This is a genomic window from Gardnerella sp. DNF01204 (assembly GCF_049244145.1).
GTDB lineage: Bacteria > Actinomycetota > Actinomycetes > Actinomycetales > Bifidobacteriaceae > Bifidobacterium > Bifidobacterium vaginale.
On sequence record NZ_CP058379.1, the window covers coordinates 28,469 to 47,250 of the forward strand.

An 18,782-nucleotide genomic window follows, 5' to 3' on the forward strand; every position below is an offset into this window, starting at 1 on the left:
GCCAAATTGCACTTAACAAGACGGTACGCGGCAATGCACACGTTTTCATTGTTGATGATATCACAACCCCAAACACTTATTAAGAATTATTCACAATATGACTTTTATTAAACTTTTATCAGACTTTGATAAAACGCTACCAAAATCACAAACAATAGTCATGTAATTCATGAGATAATTCAAATATGACAGTTATAAGAGAAAAAGATATAAATCGCGCTAAAGAATCATTTAAATTATGGGAAAATAAGGCGAAGGCGTATGTGAAATCTTTGCAAGATAAGGAAAATTTCACATGTATTAACAGCAAAATTCTTGAAGTTAGTAGAGATGATGAAGCAATGGCTGTTAGGTATTCTCTTTATGTTTTGGAATCAATAGCGCCTGGATTTGCTGTAGAGGTAAGAGTAGCGCCCTGGGGAGCTATAAAAATCCTAGAAGGTCCACAATCAGATCCGCATAATTTAACGCCGCCTGATGTTATAGAACTAGACCCAGATGTTTGGTTGCGGCTTTCCTGTGGAATAACAAAATGGAATTACGAGCAGCAAATTGGCAACATAAGTGCAATTGGAGAGCGAGATAACCTAAGCAATCTGCTGCCCGAACTCACAAAATCTCTTGCATGAGAATAATTTAATTCAACAATTTAATTAAACAATTACTTGTTTATTATTTTTTAAATTACTTCTTATGCATAAAATTCGGCATAGGCATAGGAATATGGTGGTGGACCGTGCCAGAATTGCCGGACGATTTATCTTTATTGGCTGCAGACGCAGCTGCTTCAGCAGCCCACTTAGCGTAATCGTCTAAATCGTCATCGTTGCAAGGAACAGAATCGCACGAGTCTTGCTCTTCATTAGCGTCTTTAGAATCGCTATCATCAGCAAAATCAGACGAATCTTCTTCCTTATCAAGATAATCTTTAGATTCATCATAATTATCAGATTCAAACGGATCGAAGGATCCCTGACCAGGCTCGTGAGTATTAAGCTCCTTAGCAAGCTCGTCATAATCCGTATCGGTCGTCAGGTATTTGAGCTTACGGGCAATTTTCTGTTGCTTTGCCTTCTGTCGTCCGCGGCCCATCTGACCCCCTCTAATTTACCGAAACAATCAATTCATCACACAAGAGCGTACCACTGTGCCGCAACCGAGTATATTGTCTGAGTGGACTTTTACGATAAAAGCCATATTTTTAGGCTTAAAAATCGCAAGAAAAATCGCGTGCGTAAGGAGTTAGAAATGTCAGAAGAAGCACAAGTTACGGCTGCTGGAAATGAAATAAATGCAAGCTTTGTAGCAGCTCAAAAACGTTCAGACGCAACGCTTGAGAAGCTAAAAGCAAATCCTAGCTCCTTTACTATGCTCACAGGAGATAGACCAACAGGAAGACTTCATTTAGGACACTACTTCGGTTCGATACGTGAGCGTGTCGCAATGCAAAATCTTGGCGTAAACACAAACGTGATTATTGCAGACTATCAGGTGATTACAGATAGAGACACTGTTGAACACGTAGAAGATAATGTACTAAATCTTGTTCTTGATTATATGGCTGCTGGAATTGATCCTAAGAAAACAATGATTTTTACACACTCCGCTGTTCCTGCAGAAAATCAGCTTATGCTGCCATTTTTGTCTTTAGTTACAGAAGCCGAATTGCATAGAAATCCTACTGTTAAAGCCGAAATGGAGGCTTCTGGTCATGCTTTAACAGGACTTTTGCTTACATACCCAGTGCATCAAGCTTGCGATATTTTGTTCTGCAAAGCAAATGTTGTGCCAATTGGAAAAGATAATTTGCCACACATTGAAATTACGCGCACGATTGCTCGTAGGTTTAATGAGAGATACGCAAAGAAGAATCCTGTTTTCCCAGAGCCAGCTGCGATTCTTTCGGATACGCCAGAAATCCCAGGATTAGACGGACGCAAAATGAGTAAGTCTTACGGAAACTCGATTATGCTAGGCGCAACCGCAGAAGACACAGCGAAGCTGATTAAGAAAAGCCCAACTGATTCTGAGCGCACAATTACATTCGACCCAGTGGCTCGCCCACAGGTTTCTGCTCTTTTGACTACTGCTGGATTGGTTACTGGCAGAGATCCAAAAGATATTGCGCAAGAAATTGGTGACGCAGGTGCAGGAGCACTAAAAGCGTACGTTATTGAATCTGTAAACAACTTCCTTGCTCCACACCGCGAGCGTCGTGCGGAATTGGCAAAAGATATGGACGCTGTGAGAGATATTTTGCACGATGGAAATGCAAGAGCTGCTGCGATTGCGCAAGAAACACTTGATCAAGTACGCGAAGCAATGAACATGAAGTATTGATTAACAATGTTGATTAGCAATAATTAAATCTGATTAATTCTTGCTTGATTGCATATAAATAAAACGCCCAGTGGTCGCTGGGCGTTTTTGTTTAGGTTTATACTATTCGTTTTATCTTTTTATTTTCGATATAACTAAATGTCGTATCGCCAGCTTTTATCTGTTATAACTCGCGCAACAGCAAGTCCTAATGGCAAGCAAATAATCACCATAAAAGCGCGGAAAGTCCAATCTAAAGCAGGAAGAGTATTAAACTGTCCAAGATAAAACATTGCACGATACATATAAAGTCCAGGAACCATAATCACAATAGATGGAACAGTAAGACCAATACGCGGATAGCCCAAATATTGAGGCGCCCAACCCCTATGAACTACAGATCGCCAAGCGGAAGCCAAAAGACCAGCAAGCAAAGCGCCAGTAAATGCTGCGATTTCTGCAGCAATACCAAAATCAGCCATAGTTAAGCGCAAAGTATCGGTAATCGCGCCGATTATTCCAGCAACGAAACACATTCTTTGAGGAGAATTAAACAGAACGGAGAATCCCCACACGCCTGCAAACGCTGTAATCATTCTAAGAACAGCATTAAGCCAAGGATTTAAGCCCAGTGGAGTAAAGCCTTGGGGATTAAGTTGAACAAGGCTTGCAACCATCCAGCCAGCAAGAGTACCCATTAGAATAATCGCCATTGTGTAGCAAAGTCGCTGAATGCCAGAAGGAAAATCAATCTTAGCAATATCTAAGCCGCCTGTAATAAGAGGAAAACCTGGAATTACAAACAAAACAGAACCGATATAAGCTGTATTGTGGTGTAAGGCAGCAGGATCAAAACATCCAACAAGTCGAAGAGAAGCAATGCAACTCAAAGCGCCAACAGCAACAGCAATAAACGTTACAACAAATTGGTTTAGATGATGCATAAACATGCGTCTTCTAACATAATGACCAATGCCAGCTCCAATAAAAGCACCAAGCATATCGTAAGCGCCGCCGCCGAGCAAAAATGCGAAGGATGCGCATGCTACTGCAGATGCAAGACCAGCGAACCACGGTTTATAAAGAGGCTTGCGATTTTTAATTAAATCGAGACGGTCGTGAACTTGACGAACAGTAAGCGGCGCGGAAGAATCGCAAGCGGGATTTTGATTAGATAAAGCGGCGGAATTGTTTTTAAGATCTAAATTCAAATTATTTTGAGAATTTTGAACATTTTTGACATTTTGAACGTGAGAAAAATGCTCAGCATACGTTCTTTCTGGTTGAAGCGCAAAAATTCCACGAGGTTTTTCTTTGCGAATCGCCTCTTGAATTGCCATTTTTTCTTCGACTTTTGCAGCGTGCTCCTCCGACTGCTTAGCTGTTTGAACAATCGCATTCTCATTGCTGCTAGCTTGAAGAGTGTCCACCAACTCCTTAGAAACAGCTGCCTTTGAATGGTATAAGGAATCGTTTCCAAGTTTAACATTAAACCAATCTGCAAAATGTTCGAGAAGCCAAATTCTCTCCGTATTTACGCCAGTAGTAGGCAGATCAACAACTTCGGTAATGCGCTCATGCTTATCTGTGCAAGTAGCCTCAATATCGGTTAAATTAACGTCTGCACGAACATTTACACCCATAGGTTCGCCAACGCGGTGCATAAGCTCGCGAACGCGGTAGCTTCCAGTTCCTGCGCCTAAACCTAAAGCGCCAACTCGAATAATAATGCTGGATTTTGCTGCAATCCCAGCTTCCGTAACTGGTTTATCCCAATCGCGCTCAACATCTTCCATATCTAGCGGAATCGCGTGCGTTTGAAAGCGCCCAGAAGGCTTTCCTACTATATGACCAGTAGAAAGTATTTGTGGAGTATTGCCTATATTACTGTTTGAATTACTATCAGCGTTATTCTCTTCTATGCTCACAATTTTTAGTATACGCAGCGCGTAGCCTATTTATAGAAAAAATCAGTCCTAAGGTCGGTTCACAATTATTTTGGAATCTCGCTGGGAACAAAGGCTGTGGGCTTGCAACTTTTGACCTAAATAACCGCGGAGGAGCCGCGGAAGTCAAACGACCAAGCAACCTTATGACTAGCACAAGGAGGTCTGATGACAACTCAAAATCAACAGGTGACTCCAGCAGACGCAACAATAGTTACGTCTGGACTAGGACGAAAAGGACCTGAAGAGCGCGAACTGCCAGCATCGCTTAAGCAAGACATGGATTTATGCTTACATATTCTGCGCGATGTATTAGGCGAATTTGATGAAAAACTTTTAACAGTATTCGACGAAGTGCGATTAAACGCAGTAAACGCAAGCACAGCACACTTCGCACAAATGGTTGATGCACAAGGAACAGAAGACGACGGGCTAAACAAAGCTGTAGAAAAAATCAACGGCATGGATTTGCCAGATATGCAGCTTCTTGCGCGTGCGTTTGCTACATACTTCCACTTAGCAAACCTTTGTGAAGAAAACTACAGGGTCTCCGTGCTGCACCAACGCGAATGCGAAGTAGAAGAATCTAATCCCGTAGACCCAGTTAACGAGCTAACATGCGCATACCACAAGTTGCTCACGGAAATGAGCCCTGCGCAAGCTAAGGAACTGCTAAATAAGCTTGAATTCCATCCAGTTTTCACAGCGCATCCAACCGAAGCAAGACGAAAAGCTGTAGCTGGTAAAATCCGCAGAATATCAAAGCTTCTAAGCAAACACAATAGGCTAGGAGGATCAGATAAGCGCGAAAACTACAGGCGTCTATACAACGAGATAGACGCATTGCTCCGCACCTCGCCTATTGCTCTTAAAAAACCAACACCAGTTGAAGAAGCAGACACAATACTCGATATATTCGACGCAACATTATTCAACACAATTCCGTTGGTTTATCGCAGATTTGACGATTGGCTTTTGGGCAAAAAAGCTGGATTAGTGCCACCGCGATGCCCAGCATTCTTCCATCCAGGAAGCTGGATTGGATCCGATAGAGACGGAAATCCAAACGTTACAGCAAAGGTAAGTAGGCAGGTTGCGAGCAAGTTTAGCAACCACGTTTTGAAAGCGCTGGAAGAACGCACGCGCGAAGTTGGCAAATGCCTGACTATGGAAACACGCACAACGCCTCCAAGCGTTGAGCTGCTGGAACTTTGGAACCGCCAGAGGGAAATGAGCGAGCAGCTCACTGAAAACGCGTCCGACGTATCTAACAGCGAGCCGCATAGAGCCGTTATGCTTGTGATGGCAGATCGATTACACCACACGATTAGCCGCAATACAGACTTGATGTATCATTCTTGCGAAGAGTTCATTGAAGATTTGCGGATAGTGCAACGTTCGCTTGCTGAGGCTGGAGATGCTCGAGCAGCATATGGACCATTGCAGGATTTGATCTGGCAGGCGCAAACCTTTGGATTCCACATGGTGGAGATGGAGTTCCGTCAGCATTCGCTCGTGCATTCGCGCGCATTGGAAGATATTCGCGAACATGGTTTGCACGGGGAGCGTGGACCGCTTCAGCCAATGACTCGCGAAGTTCTAGACACATTCCGCGCGCTTGGAGCAATTCAAAAGCGCAACGGTATGCGTGCAGCTCGCCGCTACATTATTTCGTTTGCAAAGTCTGCTCAGCATGTTCGCGATGTATTTGAGCTTAATCGCCTTGCGTTTGCGCATCCACAGGATGCTCCAACAATTGACGTGATACCACTTTTTGAGCAGCTAGAAGATTTGCAGAATTCGGTTAATGTTCTTGAGGAAATCATTAAGATTCCAGAAGTTCAGGCTAGACTGAAGGCTACTGGTCGCAAGATGGAAGTTATGCTCGGCTACTCCGATTCTTCCAAAGACGCAGGTCCTACTTCTGCAACACTTGCATTACATTCTGCTCAAGAACGTATTGCACAGTGGGCTAAAGATCATGACATTGATTTGACACTATTCCACGGCAGAGGAGGAGCTGTTGGACGAGGCGGTGGTCCTGCAAACCGTGCTGTTCTTGCTCAACCAGTTGGTTCAGTAAATTGCCGATTTAAGCTTACTGAACAAGGTGAGGTTATTTTTGCTCGCTACGGAAACCCAATTCTTGCCATTCGTCACTTGGAATCAGTAGCTGCAGCAACTTTGCTTCAATCTGCTCCAAGCGTTGAGAAAACCAACACGGAAATGACTCATAAGTATGCGGATATGGCTCAAAAGCTTGATGTTGCAGCGCATAATCGTTTTATTGATTTGCTTCAAACAGATGACTTTACGCCTTGGTTCTCAACCGTTACTCCGCTTAGTGAGATTGGTTTGCTCCCAATCGGATCTCGCCCTGCAAAGCGCGGTCTTGGTGCAAAGTCTTTGGACGATTTGCGCACAATCCCGTGGGTTTTCTCTTGGGCGCAAGCTCGAATCAACTTGGCAGCGTGGTACGGCTTGGGTACAGCTTGCGAAAAGTTTGGCGACTTGGAAACTCTGCGCAGAGCTTACGAAGAATGGCCGCTGTTTAGTACTTTTATTGACAACATTGAGATGTCTTTGGCTAAAACAGACGAGCGAATTGCTCGCATGTATCTAAGCCTTGGAGATCGCGAAGATTTAAGCGATAAAGTGCTTTCGGAAATGCAACTTACTCGCAAGTGGGTTTTGCAAATTGTTGGAGATAAATGGCCGTTGCAACATCGCCATGTGCTTGGCCAGGCGATTCGCGTGCGCTCGCCTTACGTGGACGCGCTTTCTGTAATTCAATCACTTGCTTTGCATAAGCTTCGCAATAAGGTGGATAAGGAAGAATTGAGCGAAAGCCAGCAAGCAGAGTTCATCTACCTGATTCTCTGCACTGTTTCCGGTGTTGCTGCAGGCTTGCAAAACACTGGATGATTTTAATAAATTACTGAATCAAGAAGGCTCTCGTATTTGCGAATTGCAATACGGGAGCTTTTTTGATAATAGGATTATATTCTTAAACAAAATTCTTATTTACTACGAAAGATACAATATATTCTAAGTCAAAAATTTTAAACTTTAAACAACTGAAAATATTGCCAATGCCAGTGTAGGAGATAATAATGCAAGAAGAAGTCAGCGAAGATTTTGCTAATGAAGATTCAGTTTTAGCTACATCGGTATTAAGCGCAATGCTTGCAGGGAATCGCAAATTTGCAGACGGCAATTCAGCGCATGCAGGCGTAAATTCAGAATCGCGCATGAAACTTATTGACGGTCAGCATCCTGGAGCTGTTGTGCTTTCGTGCGCAGATTCGCGAGTTGCTCCAGAATTTATATTCGACGCCGGTTTGGGCGATATTTTTTCTGTTCGCACAGCTGGAGAAGTGTTGGATGATGCCGTAATAGCTTCGCTAGAATACGCTGTAAGTGATTTGGGAGTAAAAGTGTTGGTTGTGCTTGGGCATGAGCATTGCGGCGCCGTAAAGGCTGTTTTGCCGAACGTGCAAAAGCTGGTTTCTGAATACGGCGAAGATAAAACAAGCGAAATAATTGAGTCGAGTGAGTCAATATTGCTGCGTTCTTTAGGGTCTGCTGCGCTCGCAGGTGTTGAGGAAAATTTAGATACAGATGATATTGAACGTATTCACGTGTCTAATATTTTGGCTGAAATTTGTGAAAAATCACAAATAATTCGCGAAGCTGTTTTCAAAGACGCTTTGATGCTTGTTGGAGCAAGGTATCGAATGAGTGACGGCTTGGTGGAAGTGTTGTCATGCTAAAAACAGAAACCGAAGCAAAAACAACGAGCCAAGTAGAAAAAGCAAGTAAAGCAGAACAAGCAAATTCTGCAAACTATCTATATTTGATTATAGGGATTCCTTTTATTTCTTTGATTATTGCAATGTTTCCAGCGTTGCAAGCGCGCAACCCTTGGATGCCTGTAAACACTATTATTATGGGTGTTGCTGGGCTGCTTTTACAAGCTGTTCCTTTTACGCTAATTGGCGTGCTTGTTTCTGCTGCTGTAGAAACGTGGATTACGGCAGATTTTATTGAAAAACACGCTCCAAAGTCTATTGCAAACGGCTTTTTGGCTGCAATTCTTGCTGGAGTCTGTGTGCCAGTATGTGATTGTGTTGTTGTTCCAACGTTTTCTCGTCTTGTTGCGCGAAAGCTGCCATTGCCTTGTGCTGTGACATTTCTATGCGCTGTGCCAGTGGTAAATCCTGTTTCTATTTGGGCTACTTGGTACGCATTTGCGGACGTTCCAGCAGTTGCTGTGACTCGATTGGCTTTGGGTGTTGGTGTGGCTCTTTTAGTGGGAATTAGTTTTGTGATTTTTCCTGTAAAATCACAAGTTTTAAGGGAAAAATTTTTCATAAAATCATGTGGATCAACATGTGATTCATGTGATTTTGACAATAATGATGGGCCTTTAATAAGTTTTAAAGATCATTTAAAAATTTATGCTCATCACGTCTATGCGGATTTTATGCGATTAATGCCAATAATATTGTTTGGAACAACTGTAGCTTCGATTATTCGCGTTTGGCTTGGCGCAGATCCTGCATCAAAAATAAACACAACAACAGTTTTTGTGGCGATTCCAGCAATGATGCTAATAGCATACGCAAGCTCCTTATGTTCAAGCTCCGACGCAGTAATTGCGCGCTCTTTGGCTGCTTCTCTTCCAATGAGTTCAGTAATTGTTTTTCTGCTTTTTGGGCCAATGCTAGACATAAAAAACACTCTTATGCTTATTGAAGATTTTAAAGGGAAATTTGTGATACGTCTAACAGCAACTATTGTTGTTATTTGCTTACTCGCAGCGCTTCTTGTTCACCTTGCATGGGGTGTGATGCTATGAGTAGTGTAAATGTTGTATGCAATGTTGATTGTAATAATGCAGATTGCAAGCAAACTAAGCATAAAATTACTTTTGCTCATATTGCGCAATCGTTGTGTTTGATTTGCTTTTCAGCCACACTAATGTGGAGCGCATTAAGCGGATGCTACACAATCCTTACCACTCCGCGCGCATTCGTATACCTTATTTTTGCTGCGATTTTGCTTTTTGTTTTGGGAATTTGCTCGCTTTTTGGTATTATTCCAGTTTTTGCAAAAGATTCTAAACGCATTCTTGTTTCCCTAATAATTCCAATGCTCGTGATTTTAATTCCACTTCAAATGTCAAAATCAGCATTAGATCAAGGTTTTACAAAGTCTGCAGGTTTTGACGAGTACGCCTCTGGGCGCGCAATAGCAATCGCGTCTAATCGTAAAAATAATAAAAAAACTTTAAGAGGACTAGACGTAGCTAATAAAAAAATTATTATTTCAGACGATGATTTTGGAAATTGGTATGACGAAATTGACCATAATTTAGAGAAATACCAGGGATATGAAATTGTGGTAAAAGGTTTTATAAGTCGAGAAAACACGCTTTCTAAAAATCAGGTTCGCATATCTAGACAATTTATGTCTTGCTGCATTCTAGATATGTCTCCGTTTGGGTTTGTTGCAGATTTTTCTAAAAACTTACGATTTAAAAATCACCAATGGGTGATTGTAAAAGCTAATATCTCACTTGGGAATATTGGTGTTAGTGGATATTCACACAAAGGTGTGGTTCTTAAAGTTGAATCCATTAAAGAGATAAGTAAAGCTCCATCCGGTTATTTTTATAGAACCTGATTGTGTATATTATTCCGATATTAAGCACAAAGCTTTTTATATATGTTAAATTCAACTAAGATAGCAAGTATGTCGTTGGGTTTTAACATTGCACTCATTGTTGTGTTCCTTTTGTTTGGTTCCATATTTGCAGCAACCGAACTTGCGCTTGTTAATTTGCGATCGTCGCAATTAGACCGCATGGAAACGCAGGATGCTCGTGGGAAAAGAGTTGCAAAAATAGCTCGAGATCCAAACACTTTTCTTTCCACTCTTCAAATCGGAGTTACGCTTTCGGGATTTCTTTCGGCGTCTTTTGGTGAATCTGCAATCGCGCCTCATATTGTGCCAATTGTAAAGTCTTGGGGAGTTCCAGATCATGTTGCTGGACCATTAACGACTATTGTTTTAACGCTTATAATATCGTATTTTTCAATAGTAATTTCTGAACTTGTGCCAAAGAGAATAGCAATGCAGCGCTCTGAGCAAATCGCTCGAGCAGTTGTTCCAGCAGTAGATATATTCTCCAAAATATGCAAGCCTTTAATATGGTTGATTGCTAAGAACACCAACGGTTTTGTGAGACTTCTTGGATTCGATCCAAACGAAAAGGAAAGTGAAGTTTCCGACGAAGAGCTACGTGTTTTAGTTAACTCGAATAAAAAGCTTAGCCAAGATGAGCGAACAATTTTAGACGATGTTTTTGATGCTTCTGAAACGATTGTTGCCGAAGTTATGCGTCCTCGTGCAGACGTTGAGTTTTTGGACGGATCTTTAAGTCTTGAAGAAGCTGCTGCAAAAATTAGAGAATTGCCATATTCTAGATATCCTGTAACAGGCAAAGATTTTGACGATGTTATTGGATTTGTGCATGTACGCGATTTGTTAGATGTTAGAGATCCTAATGCTAAAACAGTTGCAGATGTAACTCGAGAAGGAATAAGTCTTCCTGGAACGTCTAAATTGCTTCCAAGCTTGGAGATGCTTAGAAAACGCGGAATACATCTTGCTGTTGTTATTGACGAGTATGGCGGAACGGATGGCATCGTAACTCTTGAAGACATGACCGAGGAATTGGTTGGAGATATTAGAGATGAATACGATTTGCCAGACGAGTCAGATTTGAAGCGTGATAGTAAAGCTACTGTGTTTGTAAACGGGGTTGCTACAGTTGACGGTGGAATGACTATAGAAGATTTCGCAGATGTGACTGGAATTGAGCTAGAGGATGGACCTTATGAAACTGTTGCAGGCTATTTCCTTGCTCACACTGGCTCAATGGGCAAGGTTGGAGCTATTTTGCACGATGCGGATGGCTACGATATGACAGTTACGGAGGTTGATGGGCGTAGAATAGCTACGATTGAAGTCAGAAAAACCGAAGTAAATTAAAGATTTGAATAAAATTAAACAAAAATAAACAAAAAATGGAGGATACTAATATGGCTTTAACTCATATTGTGCCAGGTCTTGACGAATCGGCTAGTGAGAAAGCAATCGATATTTTGCAGAATCGCTTAAGCCATGAGCAGGAAGCTGCTTTAGTCTTAAAGCATGCACATTGGAATGTTACGGGTCCAGACTTTATTGCGGTTCATGAAATGCTTGATCCTCAGGTTGCAGAAGTTTTAGCTCAAGCCGATGAAACAGCTGAGCGAATTGCAACGCTTGGTGGATCCCCACTTGGTCGCGCAGACGATGTTGTAGCTTCGCGCACTTGGAAGCGTTTTGCTCTTAGTGGTAGAAAGTCCACCAAAGAGTATTTGCAAGCATTAATTGAGTATTACAACGATATGATTGCAGATGATCGTAAGGCAATTTCTCAGCTTGATGATCTTGATATTGTTAGCTCTAATATTATTCAAGATCATGTTCAGCAGCTTGAAAAGTTCCAGTGGTTTATGCGCAGTCATTTAGAATAATTTTGTAGAATAATTTTGCGACACGCTTAGATTTGCTATTTGACATTTTTGTTTCATGTGCTAATCTAACTACTTGTATGTTTTCGACATACAAGTTGGGCCCGTAGCTCAGGTGGTTAGAGCGCATCCCTGATAAGGATGAGGTCGGAGGTTCAAGTCCTCCCGGGCCCACGAAATTGAGCATTTTGTTCTTTTTCTCCAATGGGGCTATGGCGCAGCTGGTAGCGCATCTGCTTTGCAAGCAGAGGGTCAGGAGTTCGAGTCTCCTTAGCTCCACAAATAGGGTTTCTAGCCGATCGCTAGAAACCTTTTTTCATATATTCGTATTATCGTCTTCTTTCGCGTGTTTCTTGTTCTTGCGCGCATTTTGTTATATGAGAATGTTTCTCATCAAGGTGTTTTGCTAAACTGAATACCAATAAATGAATATAGATATCTTTACGCCGTGTATTGCGCATGCTTAAGTGGATGCTCAATGGGTTAACAAGGCGTGAAATCGTGTGTTAGCAGCGTCTTAAGCGGTTAGCCTGATCAGCGTAAGGAAAGTGTATGCGTAAACTTTTATCGTATTGCCGTCGTGCTCCTCAATTAGTAATAGTTTTAGTTTTGTTCCCGTTTATTGCGGCGTTTTATTCTAGAAATCTGACTTTTATACTCGATTTTTGCAAAGCTATAAGCAAGACGTTTACTTTCTTACTTTCGTTAATAAACGTTGATTTTAATGTGCAAATAAGCCTTACAATCGGGCAAAGTATAATAACATGTTTAGTTTTATACACATGTGTTAAGTCGCTTTTAAGTATGATTGATGATTTAATGCATGGCACACTTGGAATTGACTTGCTTGCGTTTGTTGCATTGCTTGCAACGCTTTGTATAGGCGAATTTTGGGCAAGTTATTTGATTGTTGTAATGGTGTTTACAGGCGAAGCAATCGAAGACTTTGCGCAAGATGCAGCGCAAAAAAATCTATCTCTTTTAGTAAACGCATCTCCGCAAACCGCGCATTTAATGACACTTCCTGGAATAGTGTGTGGTGAATCTTGTGAGCAATGTGCTTTGCTCGATCATAGTCATTTTAGAAAAGTAAGCAATGAATCTTCGCTAGAGGCATTGCAAGAACATAAAGATTTTACTAGTTGCGAATCGTGTAAAAAATGTAACAATAACTCTAAAGAATGCCCAATATTGCAAGATGTAAAGTCTTCTAGCCAATTACAAAGATACAAAACAGTTCCAGTTGAAGATCTAAAAATCGGCAATGTAATAGTTGTTCTTCCAGGAGAAACAGTTCCTGTAGACGGTGAGCTTTTAAGCGGTTCCGCTGTTCTAGACACAAGCGCAATAAATGGCGAGTCGCTTCCGCGTGAAGTGTTTGCTGGCGCGCAAGTGTTGTCTGGATGCGTAAATGGCGGTGTTGTGTTGATTATGCGCGTAACTAAGTTATCGCAAAATTCGCAATATCAAAAAATCATGAAGTTGGTTGAATCTGCAAGATCTTCTAAAGCTGCAGTAGTGCGATTTGCGGATATGCTTTCTGTGCCTTTTACTGTGCTTTCATTTGTTATTGCAGGCGTTGCTTGGGCTGCATCTGGTCAGGCTTTAAGATTTGCGCAAGTTTTGGTGCTAGCTACTCCTTGCCCGCTCTTGATAGCTGTTCCAGTGGCGTTTATGGCAGGAACAGGAAGACTTGCAAAACTTGGTATTGTGGTAAAAAGCCAAGATGTTTTAGAGCAGCTAAGCCGAGTAACAGATGTGTTCTTTGACAAAACGGGAACGCTTACTGTTAAACAGCCTCAAGTTGTTAGAGTGGATTTAGCGAATCATCAAGATAGCGAAAATCAGGAAAATCAAGAAAATAGTGGGTTGCAAAATAGGATACTAATGTTTGCTGGTGTCCTGGAAACATACTCACAGCACATTCTTGCAGGAGGAATTGCAAAAGCTGGATCGGATCTTTGGCAAAACACGCATCCATCTGCCGTTCCGCAACTTCCAAGCGTGCGTGAATACCCAGTTATAAGCGGTGTTAAAGAAACTGCTGGTCAAGGTATATGCGCAAGTGTGGATGGCGTAAACGTTAGAGTAGGTCGCAAAAAATACGTTTTGCAGGCGTCAGCTGGCAATCCCGAGGATGAGTCGCCAGCAACCGAAGATAAAGCCAAACGTGCAAATGTAGAAAATATATCAAAAATAGAAAGCAATTTTGAAGAGCTTTCTGCCGACGAAATGGCAACATACGTTTCTTTTGATGGCAAACTTGTTGGGCGAATTGTTCTAAAAGACGTGCCTCGAGAAAATGCAAAATCTACGATTCAAAAACTAAAGGAGCTTGGTGTTCGTTCAATAAGCATGCTTACTGGAGATGGTCTGCAAGCGGCTCAAACAATAGCAAAAAGCGTTGGAATCGAGCATGTTAAAGCGAATTTGCTTCCAGAAGACAAGCTTGAGTGCGTAAAACAGCACTATAAGAATACGGATAGTGTTAATGCAGATAATAAGTATTCGGAAGGTAGCACAAGCTTACTGAGCACGGATGCTTTCGACTTTTCTGTCGGAAAAACACAAAAATGTAGCATAACGATGATGGTTGGAGATGGCGTAAACGATGCTCCTGTTTTGGCTGCAGCAAACATTGGTGTGGCTTTGACTGATGGCACCGATACAGCGGCTTCGGAGTGCGCGCAAGTTGTGATTATGAACAACAACATTTATGCTGTAGCAAACGCTGTAAGTGTTGCAAAACACACGAAGCGTGTTATGGTTCAAGCTGTTATGTTGGGAATTGGATTAGCTGTTATAAGCATGATTGCGGCGGCTTTTGGGCTGATTCCTGCGGTTCTTGGAGCTATGATGCAAGAGATGATTGATGTTGTGTCAATTTTATGGGCGCTTACAGCGTTGAAAGGAAAGCGCGCGTAAGAGTAAATGTGCATATGTGCATAAGTCACAAGTTACAAGCACGCATAAGCAAAATGTATATAAGTGACAATATTCACTTTGGTCTTTTCTTGAATGAGTCAAGGCGCTAGTCTAAGTAGTGGAGCATTTAAGGAAGCGACTTATAAAACAGTTTACAAAAGAGTTCAAAAATGCTTAAGAATGCTTGAAATACTCAATATGGGGAAATTTTATGGAAACGAATTATAATGCGGATGCGAGCGAATTGCGAATCGCAGTTATTGGCGCGGGGCCTGCTGGAATATACTCGTCAGATATTTTTCTTCGTCAGCTTAAAAAATTGGGTGACGAAATGGGATTAGGTACGAGCGCTAGAATCGATTTATTTGAAAAACTACCAGTTCCATTCGGGCTGGTTCGATATGGAGTTGCGCCAGACCATCCGAGCATAAAATTCATTGCAGATGCTTTGGCTAAAACGCTTGATAATCCAAATATTCACTTGTATGCGAATGTTGAATTTGGCAAAGATATTACATTAGACGATTTGTTGCCTCGCTACGATGCAATTCTGTTTGCTACGGGCGCTGTAGAAGATAAGCCGCTTAATATTCCAGGCTCCTCATTGTGCGGCGTGTATGGTGCTGCAAAATTTGTGGAATGGTACGACGGGTATCCTACCAGTGAGCGCACGTGGCCGCTTGATGCAAGCGAAGTGGCTGTTATTGGTGGCGGAAACGTTGCTATGGATGTTGCGCGCGAGCTTTTGCGAGATGCGGATTATCTCCGCGAGCACACGGACATTTCCGACGACGTTTACAATGGTTTGCTTAAAAACCAGGCTAAAACATTGCACTTGTTTATTCGACGAGGCGTTGCTCAAGCTAAATTCTCTGTGCAAGAATTGCGCGAGATGGAAAAGCTTTCTGGCGTGCAAATAGTTGTAAATGAAAACGATTTTGACTTGGATGACGAAACGATTGATGTTGCTGGAAAAGACAAATTGACTCGTCAAATGGTAGAAGAGCTTTTTGCTATACGCGATTTGAGCGAAGATATGGAAGATGGTGGAAACGTTGATTTTGAAGGCAATCCTGCAAGTCGACGCTATATTATTCACTTCAATTCTGATCCAGTTGAAATTCTGGGAGAAGATGGGCGAGTGCGCGCTATTCGAGTAGAGCGTACAGTTACAAGCGCGGACGGAAAAATGACTCGTACTGGAGAGTTTGAAGAATACCCTGTTCAAGCGGTTTACCATGCGATTGGATATAAGCCTGCTAAGGTTTCTGGCGTTGCTTACGATGAGAACAAAACTCTTCTTGCGAATAAAGATGGTCGCATAGTAACTGATCCAGATGGTGATGTTGTGCGTCCACGCTTGTATGCAACTGGCTGGGCTAAGCGAGGACCTGTTGGATTAATTGGTTCCACAAAGTCAGACGCTTTGCAAATAGTGGCAAATATGTTGGAAGATTTAGCTGCAGGCGATGGTGATAATTTCGATGGTGATAATTCTAAATCCAATTCTCTAAGAGGAAGATTTGCTGAAGATAGAGAGCCTAAATCTATCGAAAATCTTCTCGCTTCCAGAGGCGTGGATGTAGTTGATTTTGATGGGTGGAAAAGAGTTGACGATTTTGAAGTTGAATCTGGTATGGCAGAAAATCGCGCTCGCAAAAAAGTTGTATCTAAGCAAATGCTTATAGATATAGCGAATCATCAACAATAGTTTGTTAATTTTTAGTGGTCACTTACGTTATGCACATTTGCAAAACGTTTAGTGACCACTTGTTAACAGATTATAAATCTTAAATACACTAATTAGCATTAATCTTAAACATATTAATTATAAATATACAGTTTTCATTCAGCAAAATTACAGTTCCGATTATTAGAATCGTAAACATGTTCAGCAATATAGGAATGCGATGCCGCAATTATCTGAAAACAGCAGCACTGTTCTCAGTAATCTGGTTGATTCTTGCCTTAATTTGGGCTGCCTGTGGATTGCGCTTGCCTATGCTGATTTGGTTTGTAGTTTTAGGAATAATTCTCAGTGTGTGTACGTATTGGCTTTCTAGCAAGCTCGCAATTCGCATGGTGAATGCTATAGAAGTCAGTGAAGATGAAGAGCCAGTCTTGTATGGTATTGTTCGCGAGATTTCTGCGAGAATCGAAAGACCGATGCCGCATCTTTACGTTGCTCCAATGGATAGTCCTAATGTTTTTGCAATTGGTCGCAGTGAAAGACATGCTGTTATTTGTTGTACGCGTGGACTCTTAAACATTCTGAATGAGCGTGAGTTGCGTGGAGTTGTAAGTCATGAGCTGATTCATATTTATAATCATGATATTTTGAATTCCACTATTGCTTCAGCTATTGCGACAATTATGACTTATGTTGGCTATGTTCTTACGTATTCCAAAAAGAAGCATACTGCTGATAGTGAGTTTGCTGTTAGATCAGAATCTTCTAAAAGCCGTTGCCCAGTGTTAAAGATTGTTGGTCAAGTTTTAAATGTGATTTTTGTGCCAGTTGGAGCATTGATGATTAAGCTGGTGGTTTCTAGAAGACGCGAATTTGACGCAGATAAAAGCGCTGGAATGCTTACGGGAGATCCTGCAGCTTTGGCTTCTGCTCTGAATAAAATTTCTTACGGTGCAAAAATACATGAGATGAGTAGAGCCGATGGATTGCAGGCAATGTCTTCGCTGATGATTGTAAATCCATTTGAAGATGATAAATCAAAATTATTGAAGATGTTTTCTCATCAGTCAGCTGTTAAAGAGCGAGTTAACTTCTTGAGACTAATGGCTAAGTCGCAAGAGGATAATGCTGAGTATTCTGGGTATGCGGAAATGTCTTATGAAAATGAAGCTGCTGCAAGACCAGATGAATTTGATAAGTCTGAATCTGTATTCAACATCCGATATGGGAGAAGATTTCCTAGTGTAGTTGTAGCCGTAAGCGGAGCATGATATCCTTATATGGTTTGTTGTCTAGATTGATTAATCGAGTCATTTGAAGGTATTAATCGCCAGCAGCCGAACATGCGGACATAGTTCATCGGTAGAATGGAAGCTTCCCAAGCTTCAGAGGCGGGTTCGATTCCCGTTGTCCGCTCCACCGTGATGTATAAGTGGAATATGAGGGCGTATGCGCTGAGGCATCATGCTCATAACAACAGTTCAGACCTCTAGTCGTGTTAGTAGGAGGGCTGGATTTCTTGAGAATTGATTCCCAACCACATTCGTAGGTATTGTGTCTGCTGAGTATTTTCTCACATGTCGACAGGTTTTATAAGCACTTGACTGGTATGCGTGTTATCGTAGTAAACAACAAGACCAGTTCCGCTACCCACTTCGGTGGGAGTCCAGGGCTGGTCCTTTTCGTCGGGAGGAGTTGTGACCAGTAAACCGATTAAGCCTTATAAAAGTTATACTGATCAGGTAGCTCTTTTATGCTCACGTGGCATGGAGATTAAAAATGTTGCACAGGCGACTCACGTGCTTTCGACACGTAACTACTACCGACTTTCGGGGTACTGGTATTCGGCACGCATTATTGATTTTGCTTCTGGTAAACCCACAGATAATTTTCAACCTGGTACATCTTTGGATTTATGTACTGAATTGTATACTTATGTTTACAAAAGGTAGTGAGATGGGTCGTCATCTGGGCCTTTTTGGTAGTGTGTTTTTTGATGCGCATGAAACAAGTTCAGGGTTTATTATGGTGGGATTTGGATTACAAAACCCATGGATATTAACTTTAATATTTCTAGTTCTATTTGTTTTTTCTCTTGTATTTTTTATTATTTTATCTGCATTGCAAAAAAGAAAGAAAATGTTGGAGGCGCTATCAAAGAATAAAATCTAATGAAAATGTTTAGAATTTGGAGCCTATGTGTTCAGGTATTCTATGGCTTTTTGAAGTCGTATATGTTTATTATGACGATTTTCCAATTAATGATTGATTATTATGATAGATATGCTAAAGCATTAACAATTGTCTACTTTACTC

Annotated in this window: 15 protein-coding genes and 3 tRNA genes; 16 read left to right on the forward strand and 2 right to left on the reverse strand. The window is 41.6% G+C overall.

Going from position 1 to position 18,782, the window contains the following annotated elements; all coding sequences use genetic code 11:
• Positions 1-185: 185 nt before the first annotated feature.
• Positions 186-629: a sterol carrier family protein gene (locus HXT46_RS00120; RefSeq protein ID WP_004113983.1), complete on the forward strand. Its 444-nt coding sequence runs from the start codon at positions 186-188 to the stop codon at positions 627-629.
• A gap of 55 nt (positions 630-684) precedes the next feature.
• Here HXT46_RS00120 and HXT46_RS00125 read toward each other — a convergent pair whose 3' ends face one another.
• Entirely contained in the window at positions 685-1,092 is a 408-nt protein-coding gene (locus tag HXT46_RS00125) for a DUF3073 domain-containing protein (protein ID WP_004113981.1), read from the reverse strand.
• Between the two features lie 156 nt (positions 1,093-1,248).
• On the opposite strand from HXT46_RS00125, the gene trpS reads away from it, so the two are divergent.
• Positions 1,249-2,340, forward strand: coding sequence for a tryptophan--tRNA ligase (trpS, locus tag HXT46_RS00130; RefSeq protein ID WP_421785981.1), 1,092 nt, complete (start codon positions 1,249-1,251; stop codon positions 2,338-2,340).
• Between the two features lie 134 nt (positions 2,341-2,474).
• Here the strand turns inward: trpS and HXT46_RS00135 are convergent, their stop codons facing one another.
• Positions 2,475-4,247: a threonine/serine ThrE exporter family protein gene (locus HXT46_RS00135; RefSeq protein WP_065189339.1), complete on the reverse strand. Its 1,773-nt coding sequence runs from the start codon at positions 4,245-4,247 to the stop codon at positions 2,475-2,477.
• Positions 4,248-4,433: 186 nt separating this feature from the next.
• Here HXT46_RS00135 and HXT46_RS00140 point away from each other — a divergent pair, with 186 nt between their 5' ends.
• From HXT46_RS00140 to HXT46_RS00205, 14 genes are all read left to right on the forward strand, one after another.
• Positions 4,434-7,190, forward strand: a complete 2,757-nt coding sequence (locus HXT46_RS00140; RefSeq protein ID WP_004116485.1) for a phosphoenolpyruvate carboxylase — start codon at positions 4,434-4,436, stop codon at positions 7,188-7,190.
• Between the two features lie 188 nt (positions 7,191-7,378).
• Positions 7,379-8,038 (forward strand): carbonic anhydrase, encoded by a 660-nt coding sequence (locus tag HXT46_RS00145; RefSeq protein WP_102720888.1) that lies wholly within the window; start codon positions 7,379-7,381, stop codon positions 8,036-8,038.
• The gene (locus HXT46_RS00150; RefSeq protein ID WP_421785984.1) at positions 8,032-9,126 is read left to right on the forward strand and encodes a permease; all 1,095 of its coding nucleotides are present in this window, start codon (positions 8,032-8,034) and stop codon (positions 9,124-9,126) included. Before HXT46_RS00145 ends, HXT46_RS00150 begins: the two co-directional genes overlap by 7 nt.
• Positions 9,123-9,953 carry a TIGR03943 family putative permease subunit gene (locus tag HXT46_RS00155; RefSeq protein WP_004113975.1) on the forward strand — a complete coding sequence of 277 codons (831 nt, stop codon included), beginning with the start codon at positions 9,123-9,125 and terminating at the stop codon, positions 9,951-9,953. Before HXT46_RS00150 ends, HXT46_RS00155 begins: the two co-directional genes overlap by 4 nt.
• 69 nt (positions 9,954-10,022) lie before the next feature.
• A complete protein-coding gene (locus HXT46_RS00160) occupies positions 10,023-11,324 on the forward strand; it encodes a hemolysin family protein (protein WP_004573593.1) in 1,302 nt (433 codons plus the stop codon).
• Positions 11,325-11,374: 50 nt separating this feature from the next.
• On the forward strand, positions 11,375-11,854 hold the full coding sequence (locus HXT46_RS00165; RefSeq protein WP_004573592.1) for a Dps family protein: 480 nt from the start codon (positions 11,375-11,377) through the stop codon (positions 11,852-11,854).
• A 97-nt stretch (positions 11,855-11,951) separates the two neighbouring features.
• A tRNA-Ile gene (locus HXT46_RS00170) sits at positions 11,952-12,025 on the forward strand.
• A 32-nt stretch (positions 12,026-12,057) separates the two neighbouring features.
• Positions 12,058-12,130 (forward strand) — tRNA-Ala (locus HXT46_RS00175).
• 273 nt (positions 12,131-12,403) lie between these two features.
• Complete coding sequence (locus HXT46_RS00180) at positions 12,404-14,776, forward strand: heavy metal translocating P-type ATPase (RefSeq protein WP_174142981.1); 2,373 nt, start codon at positions 12,404-12,406, stop codon at positions 14,774-14,776.
• Positions 14,777-14,987: 211 nt separating this feature from the next.
• Positions 14,988-16,487: an FAD-dependent oxidoreductase gene (locus tag HXT46_RS00185; protein WP_421785987.1), complete on the forward strand. Its 1,500-nt coding sequence runs from the start codon at positions 14,988-14,990 to the stop codon at positions 16,485-16,487.
• 176 nt (positions 16,488-16,663) lie between these two features.
• Entirely contained in the window at positions 16,664-17,737 is a 1,074-nt protein-coding gene (locus tag HXT46_RS00190; protein WP_421785989.1) for a M48 family metalloprotease, read from the forward strand.
• Positions 17,738-17,811: 74 nt separating this feature from the next.
• A tRNA-Gly gene (locus tag HXT46_RS00195) sits at positions 17,812-17,885 on the forward strand.
• Between the two features lie 278 nt (positions 17,886-18,163).
• A complete protein-coding gene (locus HXT46_RS00200; protein WP_219620757.1) occupies positions 18,164-18,418 on the forward strand; it encodes a hypothetical protein in 255 nt (84 codons plus the stop codon).
• Positions 18,419-18,422: 4 nt separating this feature from the next.
• Positions 18,423-18,638 (forward strand): hypothetical protein, encoded by a 216-nt coding sequence (locus HXT46_RS00205; protein ID WP_230846518.1) that lies wholly within the window; start codon positions 18,423-18,425, stop codon positions 18,636-18,638.
• Positions 18,639-18,782: the final 144 nt, after the last annotated feature.

What these genes read in the sequence shown, in the direction of transcription:
- HXT46_RS00120 (WP_004113983.1), top strand. Translation starts at nt 186, where the DNA reads ATGACAGTTATAAGAGAAAAAGATATAAATCGCGCTAAAGAATCATTT.
- HXT46_RS00125 (WP_004113981.1), bottom strand. Translation starts at nt 1,092, where the DNA reads ATGGGCCGCGGACGACAGAAGGCAAAGCAACAGAAAATTGCCCGTAAG.
- trpS (WP_421785981.1), top strand. Translation starts at nt 1,249, where the DNA reads ATGTCAGAAGAAGCACAAGTTACGGCTGCTGGAAATGAAATAAATGCA.
- HXT46_RS00140 (WP_004116485.1), top strand. Translation starts at nt 4,434, where the DNA reads ATGACAACTCAAAATCAACAGGTGACTCCAGCAGACGCAACAATAGTT.
- HXT46_RS00145 (WP_102720888.1), top strand. Translation starts at nt 7,379, where the DNA reads ATGCAAGAAGAAGTCAGCGAAGATTTTGCTAATGAAGATTCAGTTTTA.
- HXT46_RS00150 (WP_421785984.1), top strand. Translation starts at nt 8,032, where the DNA reads ATGCTAAAAACAGAAACCGAAGCAAAAACAACGAGCCAAGTAGAAAAA.
- HXT46_RS00155 (WP_004113975.1), top strand. Translation starts at nt 9,123, where the DNA reads ATGAGTAGTGTAAATGTTGTATGCAATGTTGATTGTAATAATGCAGAT.
- HXT46_RS00160 (WP_004573593.1), top strand. Translation starts at nt 10,023, where the DNA reads ATGTCGTTGGGTTTTAACATTGCACTCATTGTTGTGTTCCTTTTGTTT.
- HXT46_RS00165 (WP_004573592.1), top strand. Translation starts at nt 11,375, where the DNA reads ATGGCTTTAACTCATATTGTGCCAGGTCTTGACGAATCGGCTAGTGAG.
- HXT46_RS00180 (WP_174142981.1), top strand. Translation starts at nt 12,404, where the DNA reads ATGCGTAAACTTTTATCGTATTGCCGTCGTGCTCCTCAATTAGTAATA.
- HXT46_RS00185 (WP_421785987.1), top strand. Translation starts at nt 14,988, where the DNA reads ATGGAAACGAATTATAATGCGGATGCGAGCGAATTGCGAATCGCAGTT.
- HXT46_RS00190 (WP_421785989.1), top strand. Translation starts at nt 16,664, where the DNA reads ATGTTCAGCAATATAGGAATGCGATGCCGCAATTATCTGAAAACAGCA.
- HXT46_RS00205 (WP_230846518.1), top strand. Translation starts at nt 18,423, where the DNA reads ATGGGTCGTCATCTGGGCCTTTTTGGTAGTGTGTTTTTTGATGCGCAT.